Origin of the sequence: Streptomyces sp. NBC_01426 (assembly GCF_036231985.1) — a bacterium.
GTDB lineage: Bacteria > Actinomycetota > Actinomycetes > Streptomycetales > Streptomycetaceae > Streptomyces.
On record NZ_CP109500.1, the window covers coordinates 3,623,084 to 3,635,333 of the forward strand.

Annotated in this window: 13 protein-coding genes and 1 riboswitch; of the genes, 5 read left to right on the forward strand and 8 right to left on the reverse strand. The window is 71.5% G+C overall.

Features of this window, described 5'->3' with window-relative positions; all coding sequences use genetic code 11:
• Window positions 1-138 precede the first annotated feature (138 nt).
• Together OG906_RS15920 and OG906_RS15925 are read right to left on the reverse strand one after the other, a co-directional pair.
• Window positions 139-405, reverse strand: coding sequence for a DUF4031 domain-containing protein (locus tag OG906_RS15920; RefSeq protein WP_329443462.1), 267 nt, complete (start codon window positions 403-405; stop codon window positions 139-141).
• Window positions 406-412: 7 nt separating this feature from the next.
• Window positions 413-787, reverse strand: coding sequence for a hypothetical protein (locus OG906_RS15925; RefSeq protein WP_267799101.1), 375 nt, complete (start codon window positions 785-787; stop codon window positions 413-415).
• A 176-nt stretch (window positions 788-963) separates the two neighbouring features.
• On the opposite strand from OG906_RS15925, the gene OG906_RS15930 reads away from it, so the two are divergent.
• From OG906_RS15930 to OG906_RS15945, 4 genes are read left to right on the forward strand one after another with little or no spacing between them, the layout of a single operon-like run.
• The gene (locus OG906_RS15930) at window positions 964-1,974 is read left to right on the forward strand and encodes a MurR/RpiR family transcriptional regulator (protein ID WP_443067384.1); all 1,011 of its coding nucleotides are present in this window, start codon (window positions 964-966) and stop codon (window positions 1,972-1,974) included.
• A 12-nt stretch (window positions 1,975-1,986) separates the two neighbouring features.
• The gene (gene murQ, locus OG906_RS15935; RefSeq protein WP_267799103.1) at window positions 1,987-2,910 is read left to right on the forward strand and encodes an N-acetylmuramic acid 6-phosphate etherase; all 924 of its coding nucleotides are present in this window, start codon (window positions 1,987-1,989) and stop codon (window positions 2,908-2,910) included.
• A gap of 26 nt (window positions 2,911-2,936) precedes the next feature.
• On the forward strand, window positions 2,937-4,430 hold the full coding sequence (locus OG906_RS15940; protein WP_329443465.1) for a PTS transporter subunit EIIC: 1,494 nt from the start codon (window positions 2,937-2,939) through the stop codon (window positions 4,428-4,430).
• Window positions 4,431-4,485: 55 nt separating this feature from the next.
• Window positions 4,486-5,067, forward strand: coding sequence for a GNAT family N-acetyltransferase (locus OG906_RS15945; protein WP_329443468.1), 582 nt, complete (start codon window positions 4,486-4,488; stop codon window positions 5,065-5,067).
• A gap of 56 nt (window positions 5,068-5,123) precedes the next feature.
• Here OG906_RS15945 and OG906_RS15950 read toward each other — a convergent pair whose 3' ends face one another.
• The 6 genes from OG906_RS15950 to thrC all read right to left on the reverse strand — a co-directional run bounded on the left by OG906_RS15950 (window position 5,124) and on the right by thrC (window position 10,894).
• Window positions 5,124-5,864: a beta-glucanase gene (locus OG906_RS15950; protein ID WP_329443470.1), complete on the reverse strand. Its 741-nt coding sequence runs from the start codon at window positions 5,862-5,864 to the stop codon at window positions 5,124-5,126.
• 106 nt (window positions 5,865-5,970) lie between these two features.
• The gene (locus OG906_RS15955) at window positions 5,971-6,570 is read right to left on the reverse strand and encodes a phosphoribosylanthranilate isomerase (protein ID WP_267799107.1); all 600 of its coding nucleotides are present in this window, start codon (window positions 6,568-6,570) and stop codon (window positions 5,971-5,973) included.
• Between the two features lie 129 nt (window positions 6,571-6,699).
• The gene (gene groL / locus OG906_RS15960) at window positions 6,700-8,322 is read right to left on the reverse strand and encodes a chaperonin GroEL (RefSeq protein ID WP_053681120.1); all 1,623 of its coding nucleotides are present in this window, start codon (window positions 8,320-8,322) and stop codon (window positions 6,700-6,702) included.
• A 313-nt stretch (window positions 8,323-8,635) separates the two neighbouring features.
• Window positions 8,636-8,842: a cold-shock protein gene (locus tag OG906_RS15965; RefSeq protein ID WP_030009783.1), complete on the reverse strand. Its 207-nt coding sequence runs from the start codon at window positions 8,840-8,842 to the stop codon at window positions 8,636-8,638.
• Between the two features lie 455 nt (window positions 8,843-9,297).
• Window positions 9,298-9,576 carry a ubiquitin-like small modifier protein 1 gene (locus OG906_RS15970; RefSeq protein ID WP_329443473.1) on the reverse strand — a complete coding sequence of 93 codons (279 nt, stop codon included), beginning with the start codon at window positions 9,574-9,576 and terminating at the stop codon, window positions 9,298-9,300.
• Between the two features lie 34 nt (window positions 9,577-9,610).
• The gene (gene thrC / locus OG906_RS15975; protein WP_329443475.1) at window positions 9,611-10,894 is read right to left on the reverse strand and encodes a threonine synthase; all 1,284 of its coding nucleotides are present in this window, start codon (window positions 10,892-10,894) and stop codon (window positions 9,611-9,613) included.
• A gap of 17 nt (window positions 10,895-10,911) precedes the next feature.
• A riboswitch (SAM riboswitch) is annotated at window positions 10,912-11,069 on the reverse strand.
• A 197-nt stretch (window positions 11,070-11,266) separates the two neighbouring features.
• On the opposite strand from thrC, the gene OG906_RS15980 reads away from it, so the two are divergent.
• On the forward strand, window positions 11,267-12,217 hold the full coding sequence (locus OG906_RS15980; RefSeq protein ID WP_267825483.1) for a glucosyl-3-phosphoglycerate synthase: 951 nt from the start codon (window positions 11,267-11,269) through the stop codon (window positions 12,215-12,217).
• Window positions 12,218-12,250 lie beyond the last annotated feature (33 nt).

Here is a 12,250-nt window from a genome sequence, read left to right on the forward strand (position 1 = left end):
GCGCAGGTCAGCGGCGGGCCCCCACCCCGCCCGCGATGCCCCGGGATGGCCTCGGTGTCCCTTCGGGCCGTCCGGAAACGCACCCCTGCTTCCGGGCCACTTCCGCTCCGCCGGCCGGCCCGCGGCGGCGCCGGCGCGTTACGCCGGGCGTCCCTTCGGGCGGCGCAGGCCCGCCGACGTCAGCCGGCGGACGAGTTCCTTGCTGCCGATCTCCACCGCGCCCGCCCCGACCGCGTCCGCGTACCGGTGGGAGGGCACGTCGTAGTGGTCCCGCTCGAAGGCCCTCGGCGGGCAGCCGATCGCCGCCGCGAAGGCGTGGAGCTCCTCGTACGAGACGTCGCTGACCAGGTGCGACCACATCCGGCCGTGCCCCGGCCAGGTCGGCGGATCGATGTACAGCGTCACCGGCCGCTCACCGCCGGCCGAAGACGGGGGCGAGCCCGCCGACGGCCGCCACCCGGACACCCGCCTCGGAACACACCCAGTGCGGGTCGGGGCCGAGTTCCGGATCGACGTCCAGCGCGTGCGGCTCACCGTGCGCGCAGACGGGGCACAGGGGCCAGCGGCCGTACTTCTCCAACAGCGCGTCCTGGACGTCCTGGGCGACGAGCCCGGCGAGGAAGTCGACGCCCTCGGGCCACTGCTCCACCCACCAGCGCCGGTGCGTGACGGCGTCCTCCACGAGGGAGACGACATCGGCCTCGGCGACGTCGCCCGCGACGAGATCGGTCAGTACGAGGGCTCGGGCGGCGTGCAGCGCCTGCTCCAGGGGGGTCGCGTGGTCCATGCGCCCATTGTGAACCCGCGGCGGTCCCGGAACGAAGGCCCCCGGACAAAGAGGACCGAGGGCCCTCGGTCCTCGGTCCTCGGTCCTCGGTCCTCGGTCCTCGGCGCGAAAGTCCCGCGGAACCGGTGCCTCATGGCGTCTTGACCCGCACCCCTGCCTGAAAATAGATTTCAGGCGTGAGCGAGAACGTGAAAGAAACTTCCACCGCCGGGGGTCGCGCCGGGGCCGGCACGGCGACCGGCACCGGCGCGGCCGCCGGCGCACCCGCCCCGGCCCTCCCCGTCGAGGCACCCGCCCCGGCCGCACTCCGCGCCCGCGTGCGCAGCCTCGGCCCGCACATGACCCGCTCCATGCAGGCCGTCGCCGAGGCCGTCGCCTCCGACCCCGCCGGCTGCGCCAGGCTCACCGTCTCCGCCCTCGCCGCGCACACCGGCACCAGCGAGGCCACCGTCGTGCGCACCGCCCGCCTCCTCGGCTACCCCGGCTACCGAGACCTGCGCCTGGCCCTCGCCGCGCTCGCCGCGCAGCAGGAGTCCGGCGCCGCCCCCGCCGTCACCGTGGACATAGCGGTCGACGACCCGATCGCCGACGTCGTCGCGAAGCTCGCGCACGAGGAGGCGCAGACCCTCGCCGACACCGCCGCCGGCCTGGACCTCGGGCAGCTGGCCGCGGCCGTCACCGCGCTCGCGACGGCCCGCCGCATCGACGTGTACGGCGTCGGCGCGTCCTCCCTCGTCGGCCAGGACCTCGCGCAGAAACTGCTGCGCATCGGCCTCATCGCGCACGCCCACACCGACCCGCACCTCGCCGTGACCAACGCCGTCCTGCTGCGCCCCGGCGACGTCGCCGTCGCCGTCACCCACTCCGGCACCACCGGTGACGTGATCGAGCCGCTGCGCCGGGCCTTCGAACGCGGCGCGACCACCATCGCCGTCACCGGCCGCCCCGGCGCGCCCGTCGCGCACTACGCCGACCACGTGCTCGCCACCTCCGCCGCCCGCGAGAGCCGGCTGCGCCCGGCGGCCATGTCCAGCCGCACCAGCCAACTGCTCGTCGTGGACTGCCTGTTCGTCGGAGTCGCCCAGCAGACGTACGAGACCGCCGCACCCGCCCTGGCCGCCTCCTACGAGGCGCTCGCGCCCCGACACTCCGCCACCGCCCCCACCAGTAGGCGCACCACCCGCTAGGAGCCCCCGCCCATGACCGCGTACGCCGAACTCCGCGCCCAGCTCGACACCTTGACCACCGAGGCCTTCCGCCCCGAACTGGCCGAGATCGACCGGCTGTCCACCCTTGAGATCGCCCGCGTGATGAACGCCGAGGACGCCGGCGTCCCGGCCGCCGTCGCCGGCCAGTTGGAGCGGATCGCCGCGGCCGTCGACGGGATCGCCCCCCGGATGGCCCGCGGCGGCCGGCTGATCTACGCGGGCGCCGGCACCGCCGGCCGGCTGGGCGTCCTGGACGCCAGCGAGTGCCCGCCCACCTTCAACACGGACCCGTCCGAGGTCATCGGCCTGATCGCGGGCGGCCCGTCCGCGATGGTCAAGGCCGTCGAGGGCGCCGAGGACTCCAAGGAACTGGCCGCCGAGGACCTGACCGCCCTCGCGCTGACCGCCGACGACACCGTCGTCGGCATCTCCGCCTCCGGCCGCACCCCGTACGCCGTCGGCGCGGTCGAGTTCGCCCGCGCACGCGGCGCGCTCACCGTCGGACTGTCCTGCAACGCCGGCTCCGCGCTCGCCGCGGCCGCCGAGCACGGCATCGAGGTGGTCGTCGGACCCGAGCTGCTCACCGGCTCCACCCGCCTCAAGGCGGGCACCGCGCAGAAGCTCGTACTGAACCTCCTCTCGACCGTGACGATGATCCGTCTCGGGAAGACGTACGGGAACCTCATGGTCGACGTGCGCGCCTCGAACGAGAAGCTGCGCGCCCGCTCCCGCCGCATCGTCGCCCTCGCCACCGGCGCGTCCGACACGGAGATCGAGGCCGCGCTGACCGCCACCGACGGCGAGGTCAAGAACGCCATCCTCGTCATCCTCGGCGGGGTCGACGGCCCCACCGCGGCCGCGCTCCTCACCACCTCCCAGGGCCACCTCCGGGCCGCCCTCACCCAGACCCGCTGACCCCCGGCAGCAAGGCGAACACCACGATGTCCACTGACAAGAACCGCGCCACGGCCGCCGCGATCCTTCCTCTGGTCGGCGGCCCGGACAACATCACCTCCATCGCGCACTGCATGACGCGACTGCGCATCGGCCTGCGCGACCGTTCCCTGGTCCGCGACGAGGAGCTCAAGGCCGTGCCCGGTGTGATGGGCGTGGTCGAGGACGACACGTACCAGATCGTCCTGGGCCCGGGCACCGTCGCCCGCGTGACGCCCGAGTTCGAGGCGCTGGTGGAGGAGGGCCGCTCGGCGGCCGCCCCGGCCGCCCCCGTGACGGCGGACGAACTGGCCGCCCAGGGCGCGGCGATGAAGGACGCGCGCACGGCGCGGAACTCCACGCCGTTCAAGCTGTTCCTGCGCCGGATCGCGAACATCTTCGTCCCACTGATCCCCGCGCTGATCGGCTGCGGCATCATCGCCGGCCTGAACGGCGTGCTGACGAACGCGGGATGGCTGCCCACCATCGTCCCGGCCCTGGCGGCCATCGCGTCCGGGTTCATGTCGTTGATCGCGGTGTTCGTCGGCTACAACACCGCGAAGGAGTTCGGCGGCACCGCGATCCTCGGCGGCGCGGTCGCCGCGATCATCGTCTTCCCGGGCGTCGCGAAGATCGACGCGTTCGGCCAGCAGCTCTCCCCCGGCCAGGGCGGTGTGCTCGGGGCGCTCGCGGCGGCCCTGCTCGCCGTCCAAGTGGAGAAGTGGTGCCGCAAGTGGGTGCCGGAGGCGCTGGACGTCCTGGTCACCCCGACGCTCACGGTGCTGGTCGCCGGCCTGGTCACCCTCTTCGGCCTGATGTTCCTCGCCGGCGAGGTCTCCACCGCGATCGGCTCCTTCGCCAACTGGCTGCTCGCCACCGGCGGCGCCTTCGCCGGCCTCGTCCTCGGCGGGCTCTTCCTGCCGCTGGTGATGCTGGGCCTGCACCAGGCCCTGATCCCGATCCACACCACCCTCATCCAGCAGTCCGGACACACCGTCCTGCTGCCCATCCTCGCCATGGCGGGCGCGGGCCAGGTCGGCGCGGCCATCGCGGTCTACTACCGGCTCCCGCACAACCGGTCGATCCGCACGACCATCAAGTCGGCGCTCCCGGCCGGCTTCCTGGGCGTCGGCGAGCCGCTGATCTACGGTGTCTCGCTGCCGCTGGGCCGCCCCTTCGTCACCGCCTGCGTGGGCGGTGCGGCCGGCGGGGCCTTCGTGGGCCTCTTCAACCAGCTGGGCTCGTCGTTCGGTTCCACCGCGATCGGCCCGTCCGGCTGGGCCCTGTTCCCGCTGCTCGACGGCACGGCCGGGATGGGCGCGACCATCGCGATCTACGCCGGCGGACTGGCCGTGGGCTACCTGGTGGGCTTCGTCGCGACGTACTTCTTCGGCTTCACCCGGCAGATGCTGACCGAGCTGAACACCTCCCCGGAACCCGGCACCGAACCGGCGCCCGCCCCGCAGGACGCCCCGACACCCGTCCCCGCGCCCACCCACTGACCCCGGCCGCACCACCACCCGACGGGCGGTCCCGCCCGGGCGGCATCATGGACCGATGATCGAATCGATACCCCCCGTGGTCCCGCCCGGCCGGCTGCGCGCCCTGACGCAGCCCTCGTTCGAGCTTCCCGGTGGGCTGCGCCTGCGCCCCTGGGAACCGTCGGACGCGCCCGCCCTGACCGCCGCCGGCCTGGACCCGGACATCGTCCACTGGAACCGAACCGTCCCCCTGACGGAAGCGGAAGCCGTCGCGAAGGTCGCCGTGTTCCGGTCCCGTTGGCGGAACGAACAGGCCGCGATCTGGGCCGTCGCCCCCGAGGACGCCCCGGCGGTCGGCCTGATCGGCATCGGGGACCTCGACCTGGCGGGCGGAAGCGGTGAAATCCTGTACTGGCTGCTGCCCGAGGGCCGCGGCAAGGGGGCCATGGTCCCGGCGACGGAACGCGTCGGCCGATGGGCCTTCGAGGAACTCGGCCTGCACCGCGTGCGCATCACCCACTCCGTGGCCAACCCGGCCTCGTGCCGCGTCGCGACCGGGGCCGGCTTCCCCCTGGAGGGCACCATGCGGGGCGCCCTCCTCCACGCGGACGGCTGGCACGACGAGCACCTGCACGCCCGCCTGCGCACGGACGCCTGAGCCGAAGCCCTGCCGTCAGGGGGTCTCCCCCGACCCCCGACCGACACCGGGCGGGGCTACCCCCGATACACCCGCAGTTGCGACACCTCGTACGACATCTCCCTGGCCCCGGGGTCGGGCGCCGGGTGGTACCGGCCCGCGCACACCGACAGGTTGACGATGAGGTACGCGCGCCAGGAGCGGCCCACGCCCCGTCCGTCGCTGAAGACGCGGGCCCCGTTGACCCACCAGACCACCGAGTTGCGCCCGAACTCGACCTTCAGGTCGAGCCACGCGCCGGGCCGCACCGACGGGTCGCGGTGGTAGCGGTGCGCGTCCCGGACGTGGTTGGACAGCTCCAGCAGGTCGGGGTTGTCGGGGTGGTACTCGAAGACGTCGATCTCCTGGCCGCCGTCGCGCCAGGTCCAGATGGCGGGCCAGGCACCGCGCTCCGCCGGCAGCTTCACCCGCGCCTCCAGCACGTCGCCGGTGCGCACCATGAAGCCGTCGTCGCTGCCCTCCGTGGTGAGCAGCCCGGCGTCCCAGTTGCCGTCGGGGCGTCGCGTGGCCCGGAAGACGCCGCCGCGACTGTAGGAGGGGTCGGAGACGAGGTGGTCGAGCTTGTTGTCGCCCGGATTGACCGGGCCGCCGTTGGGATAGGCCCAGGAGCGGCCGGCGATCCACTGGGTGGGCGAGGCGAAGTCGGCGGTGAAGGCGGGGGCGCGGCGCGGCGAGTACACCGCGGCGCCACCGCCACCGTCCCCCGGGGCGAGGCGGCGGGTCAGGCGCCGCAACCATCCGAACATGTCCGTGTCCATGCCTGTGGCATGCCCATCCGACCTGCACCCGCACACATAAATCTTGCCGAGAGTAATCGCACGACTTCATTCGGCTACACTCTGCGCCGGGGTGCGCCGCCTCGGATCAGCCCCGCGCGGCCTCGATGAACGCGCGGATCAGCTCAGGGGACTTGACCCCGCGCTCCCGTTCCACCCCGCTGGACACGTCCACGCCCCACGCCCCGGTCGTCCGCAGCGCCTCGCGCACGGTGCCCGGGGTGAGCCCGCCCGCCAGGAGCCAGCGGCCCTCGGGCGCGGTGAACTCCGCCGAGGCCCAGTTCCACGGCTTGCCCGAGCCCGGGTCCGGGGCGTCGATCAGCAGCAGGTCCTCGCCGTACTCCCCCGCGGCGGCGACGGCGGCGGCCGTCGCCCGGATCAGCGTCCGGCCCTGCGCGCGCAGTTCCTCGTAGTACTCGGGCCCCTCGTCGCCGTGCAGCTGTACGGAGCGCACCCCGCTCTCCCGCGTCAGCCGCCGGACCTCCTCCACCGACTGCCCGCGGAACACCCCGACCGTGAGGACCCCGGCCGGCACCCGGGCGGCGAGCTCGCGCGCGCCGGCGGCGTCGACCGTACGCGGGCTGCCGGGCGCGAAGACGAACCCGATCGCGTCGGCCCCGGCCTCGACGGCGGTGTCGACGTCCCGCGCGGTCCGCAGCCCACAGATCTTGATGAACACGTCAGTCATCCGTCCAGTCAACCACCCGCGGCGCTCCCGGCGCCCCCGCGTCCGTCTCGCGGAACGCCCGAAGGCGGCACCCCCGCAGGGGTGCCGCCTTCGGAACGCGAACGGAACTGCCGATCAGCCTGAGGCGGATCAGAAGTCCATGTCACCGCCCGGCATGCCGCCGCCCGCGGGGGCACCGGCCTTCTCGGGCTTGTCGGCGATGACGGCCTCGGTCGTCAGGAACAGCGCGGCGATCGACGCGGCGTTCTGCAGCGCGGAGCGCGTGACCTTCGCCGGGTCGATGATGCCCTCGGCGATCATGTCGACGTACTCGCCGGTCGCGGCGTTCAGGCCGTGACCGATGGGCAGGTTGCGCACCTTCTCGACGACGACGCCGCCTTCGAGACCACCGTTGACGGCGATCTGCTTCAGCGGGGCCTCCAGGGCCAGGCGCACGGCGTTGGCGCCGGTCGCCTCGTCACCCGTGAGCTCCAGCTTCTCGAAGACCGCGGAGGCCTGGAGGAGGGCCACGCCACCACCGGCGACGATGCCCTCTTCGACGGCGGCCTTCGCGTTGCGAACGGCGTCCTCGATGCGGTGCTTGCGCTCCTTGAGCTCGACCTCGGTCGCGGCGCCGGCCTTGATGACGGCCACGCCGCCGGCCAGCTTCGCGAGGCGCTCCTGGAGCTTCTCGCGGTCGTAGTCCGAGTCGGAGTTCTCGATCTCGGCGCGGATCTGGTTGACGCGACCCTGGACCTGGTCGCTGTCACCGGCACCGTCGACGATGGTGGTCTCGTCCTTGGTGATGACGACCTTGCGGGCGCGGCCCAGCAGGTCGAGACCGGCGTTCTCCAGCTTGAGGCCGACCTCCTCGGAGATGACCGTGCCGCCCGTGAGGATGGCGATGTCACCGAGCATGGCCTTGCGACGGTCACCGAAGCCCGGCGCCTTGACGGCGACGGACTTGAAGGTGCCGCGGATCTTGTTGACGACCAGGGTCGACAGGGCCTCGCCCTCGACGTCCTCGGCGATGATCAGCAGCGGCTTGCCGGACTGCATGACCTTCTCCAGGAGCGGCAGCAGGTCCTTGACCGAGCCGATCTTGGAGTTGACGATCAGGATGTACGGGTCGTCGAGGGACGACTCCATGCGCTCCATGTCGGTGGCGAAGTACGCCGAGATGTAGCCCTTGTCGAAGCGCATGCCCTCGGTGAGCTCGAGCTCCAGACCGAAGGTCTGCGACTCCTCGACGGTGATGACGCCTTCCTTGCCGACCTTGTCCATCGCCTCGGCGATGAGCTCGCCGATCTGGGTGTCGGCGGCGGAGATGGAGGCCGTGGAAGCGATCTGCTCCTTGGTCTCGACGTCCTTGGCCTGCGAGAGCAGGGCGGCGGAGACGGCCTCGACGGCCTTCTCGATGCCACGCTTGAGGGCCATCGGGTTGGCGCCGGCGGCCACGTTGCGCAGACCCTCGCGTACGAGAGCCTGGGCGAGCACGGTGGCGGTGGTCGTACCGTCGCCGGCGACGTCGTCCGTCTTCTTGGCGACTTCCTTGACCAGCTCGGCGCCGATCTTCTCGTACGGGTCCTCGAGCTCGATCTCCTTGGCGATGGAGACACCATCGTTGGTGATCGTGGGGGCGCCCCACTTCTTCTCAAGGACGACGTTGCGACCCTTGGGGCCAAGGGTGACCTTGACGGCGTCGGCGAGCTGGTTCATCCCACGCTCGAGACCGCGCCGGGCCTCCTCGTTGAACGCAATGATCTTGGCCATCTGAAGTGGTCCTCCCGGACAGGGGTGGATTGCTCCGGACCGCGCCCGCGCCCGCGACGGACGGCCAGCGAGCCCGGCGGTTCCTTCCCGCCGGACCCTGCGAGCCTCACCGGCCCGGTCCTCGTTGAGTAGCACTCTCACCAGGAGAGTGCTAACGCCAATGATTAGCACTCGACCCCCGCGAGTGCAAGCGGCTTCGGTCAACACCCCGCGAACGCGCCGGTCGGACGGGGTCACGCACGAGGGGCCCACATCCCTTGTCCAGGATGTGGGCCCCTCGTTGTCTGTACGTCGGTGGTCGATCGCGCCGGGACTAGCCGAGTGCGAGCTTGACCATGTCCGCCTGCGGACCCTTCTGGCCCTGCGAGATCTCGAACTCGACCCGCTGACCCTCTTCAAGGGTGCGGTACCCGTCCATCTGGATGGCGCTGTAGTGGACGAACACATCCGCACCACCGTCGACCGCGATGAAGCCGTAGCCCTTCTCCGCGTTGAACCACTTGACGGTGCCCTGAGCCATGCCTAACTCCCCTATTACTGGCCCTTGCGCAGGACCGCACTTCGCGGACCCGGGTCAGAACTTGCGCCGGAACGCCTCGACCGCGGCTGAATGTATCCGCACCAGTGCTGTGTGCAACAGGTCATTCCGACGAGAATTCAGGACACGAGGAAACATTGAAATAGAGTGAAAATTTGGCATATGGCCGGGCAACTCGGGCCTGACATTCGGCACCAAAGCCCCATACGGCGCTTGCATGTTGACTCAATGTCAACCATCCGGCGGCCCGCTCATATGCGGCGGGCAAGTTCGGCGGAGGGGACTTCCCCAACTCTACCGCGCCCAATCAACCAGAATTGCCCCCTCCGCTTATCAGCGGAAGGGGCAATTCTGTTTGCTCTTCGTCGACGGACGGCCCTCGGGGGAAGTGCCTGCGGAAGTCCCCGCGGAAGTCCGTCGTGGAAGTCCGGGACGGGTCAGCAGCCGCCCGCGACCGCCGGAATGATCGAGATGCCGGCGCCGTCGGGCGTCGCCGTCTGCAGCCCGCCCTCGAAGCGCACGTCGTCGTCGTTGACGTAGACGTTCACGAAGCGACGCAGCTTGCCCTGGTCGTCCAGGACGCGGGCGGCGATGCCCGGGTGGCTCTTCTCCAGGGACTCGATGACCTCGGAGAGGGTCGCGCCCTCGGCGGACACCTCGGCCTGACCGCCGGTGTAGGTGCGCAGGATGGTGGGGATGCGGACGTTGACGCTCATGGCGCTACTGCCTTTCCGGAGTACGGGGGGAGGGTCAGGCCAGGCCGGCGGCGCGGAACGCGTCCAGGCTCGGGCGGATGGTGGCGGTCTGCCCGCTGTCCGCGGCCACCGCCTCCAGGGTCTTGAGACCGTCACCCGTGTTCAGGATGACCGTGGTCAGCGAGGGGTCGAGCTGCCCGTTCTCGATGAGCTTCTTCGTCACGCCGACGGTCACGCCGCCCGCGGTCTCGGCGAAGATGCCCTCGGTCTGCGCGAGGATCTTGATGGCCTCGACGACCTGCTCGTCGTTGACGTCCTCGACGTAGCCGCCGGTACGGCGGGCGATGTCCAGGACGTACGGGCCGTCCGCCGGGTTGCCGATGGCCAGCGACTTGGCGATGGTGTTCGGCTTCTGCGGGCGGACCACCTCGTGACCGGCCTTGAAGGCGGTCGAGACGGGCGAGCAGCCCTCGGCCTGGGCGCCGAAGATCTTGTACGGCCTGTCCTCGACGAGGCCGAGCCTGATCAGCTCCTGGAGGCCCTTGTCGATCTTCGTCAGCTGGGAGCCGGACGCGATCGGGATGACGATCTGGTCGGGCAGCCGCCAGCCGAGCTGCTCGCAGATCTCGTACGCGAGGGTCTTGGAGCCCTCGCCGTAGTACGGGCGCAGGTTGACGTTGACGAAGCCCCAGCCCTCGCCCAGCGGGTCGCCGATGAGCTCGGAGCAGAAGCGGTTGACGTCGTCGTAGTTGCCCTCGATGCCGACCAGGTCGCCACCGTAGACAGCGGCCATCACGACCTTGCCCTGCTCCAGGTCGTGCGGGATGAACACGCAGGACCGGAAGCCGGCGCGGGCGGCCGCGGCGCCGACGGCGCCGGCCAGGTTGCCCGTGGAGGAGCAGGAGAGGGTGGTGAAGCCGAAGGCGCGGGCGGCCTCGACGGCGATGGCGACGACGCGGTCCTTGAAGGAGTGCGTCGGGTTGCCGGAGTCGTCCTTGACGTAGAGCTTGCCGGTGACGCCCAGCTCCTTGGCCAGGTTCTCGGCGTCCACGAGCTTGGTGAAGCCGGGGTTCAGGCTCGGCTTGGAGGCCACGTCCGCGGGGACGGGCAGCAGCGGCGCGTAGCGCCAGATGTTGTTCGGGCCGGCCTCGATCGCGGCGCGCAGCGCCTCGGGGTCACCGGTCGGCAGGTCGTAGGCGACTTCGAGCGGTCCGAAACACTCGGCGCAGGCGAAGATCGGGCCGAGTTCGAAGCGGGTGGCGCACTCGCGGCAGGAAAGGCCGGTGGCGGGACCGAGATCGACGGTTTCGGCAGAGGTGGCGACAGTCTGTGCAGCCATGATGGCGAGGCCCTTTCTCCTCATCTTCCCCATGGCGCACTTCGCCATGAGACGGAATTGGCACCTTCCCTAGCCGGGGACCTCGCTGACGCCGCTGACGTGCGGGATCGCGAGACCGACTGGAGGGTTGCCGGGGCTTCAACGGGCCGTGTCCCTCTGCCCCTCTGGATGAGCGGTATGGCACCGGGTGACGCACTCCATGGCGAGCCCGGGCGTTTGTGCACGCGGACCCCCGGCATGCGGTGGTCCATCGCGTTGTTCAAGACTGTAACCGAAGCCCCGGGCGGTTGAGACAGCCGTCCGAACGGCGAGATGGATCACATTTCGCCCGAAACCGCCGACGATCGTCCGACCCATCAGGGAGTGCCGAAAGTGCTGGAAGAGGTGGAGCGCTGGCTGGCCGACCGCTCCTGGTCCGCTGCCGATCGACCGCTCGACCAGCTGCTCGACCGCAAACGGGCGGCGGGCACCACGGTCAGTGTGGTGCTGCCCGCGCTCGACGAGGAGGCCACGGTCGGCGAGATCGTCGAGGTGATCCGCCGCGAGCTGATCGAGGGGCCGGCGACGCCACTGGTGGACGAGCTGGTGGTCGTCGACTCGGGCTCCCGGGACCGGACGGCCGAGGTGGCCGCGAAGGCCGGCGCCCGCGTGGTGCACCGCGACGAGATCCTGCCGCGGTTGCCGGCCCTGCCCGGCAAGGGCGAGGTGCTGTGGCGCTCCCTGCTGGCCACGACCGGCGACGTCGTCTGCTTCGTGGACGCCGACCTGCGCGACTTCTCGGCCTCCTTCGTGTCGGGGATCGTCGGTCCGCTGCTGACCGACCCCGAGGTGCAGTTCGTGAAGGCGATGTACGACCGCCCGCTGGGGGACGCGCCCGGGCAGGGCGGCCGGGTGACGGAGCTGGTGGCCCGCCCGCTGCTCAACCTGCACTGGCCGCGGTTGGCGGGGTTCGTCCAGCCGCTGGGCGGCGAGTACGCGGTGCGCCGGTCGCTGCTGGAGCGGCTGCCGTTCCCCGTCGGCTACGGCGTCGAGCTGGGGCTGCTGGTGGACGCGCTGCACACGGTCGGGCTGGACGCGCTGGCCCAGGTGGACGTCGGCGTCCGGGTGCACCGGCACCAGGACGGTCAGGCGCTCGGCCGGATGGCCGCGGCGATCTACCGGACGGCGCAACTGCGTCTGTCGCGCGGGCACCTCGTACGGCCGGAGCTGACGCAGTTCGAGCGGGGCCCGGACGGCTTCGTGCCGCGGACGTACGCCGTCGACACCGAGGAACGGCCGCCGATGATCGAGGTCAAGGAGTACGCGGGCCGCCGGGTGGCGTGACGAACCGGACGTTTGAGCGGGTTCCGGCCGGGC

Coding starts and splice junctions, on each gene's coding strand:
- groL (WP_053681120.1), bottom strand. CDS start 8,322: ATGGCCAAGATCATTGCGTTCAACGAGGAGGCCCGGCGCGGTCTCGAG.
- OG906_RS15950 (WP_329443470.1), bottom strand. CDS start 5,864: ATGGACACGGACATGTTCGGATGGTTGCGGCGCCTGACCCGCCGCCTC.
- OG906_RS15945 (WP_329443468.1), top strand. CDS start 4,486: ATGATCGAATCGATACCCCCCGTGGTCCCGCCCGGCCGGCTGCGCGCC.
- OG906_RS15955 (WP_267799107.1), bottom strand. CDS start 6,570: ATGACTGACGTGTTCATCAAGATCTGTGGGCTGCGGACCGCGCGGGAC.
- OG906_RS15940 (WP_329443465.1), top strand. CDS start 2,937: ATGTCCACTGACAAGAACCGCGCCACGGCCGCCGCGATCCTTCCTCTG.
- OG906_RS15970 (WP_329443473.1), bottom strand. CDS start 9,576: ATGAGCGTCAACGTCCGCATCCCCACCATCCTGCGCACCTACACCGGC.
- thrC (WP_329443475.1), bottom strand. CDS start 10,894: ATGGCTGCACAGACTGTCGCCACCTCTGCCGAAACCGTCGATCTCGGT.
- OG906_RS15925 (WP_267799101.1), bottom strand. CDS start 787: ATGGACCACGCGACCCCCCTGGAGCAGGCGCTGCACGCCGCCCGAGCC.
- OG906_RS15965 (WP_030009783.1), bottom strand. CDS start 8,842: ATGGCTCAGGGCACCGTCAAGTGGTTCAACGCGGAGAAGGGCTACGGC.
- murQ (WP_267799103.1), top strand. CDS start 1,987: ATGACCGCGTACGCCGAACTCCGCGCCCAGCTCGACACCTTGACCACC.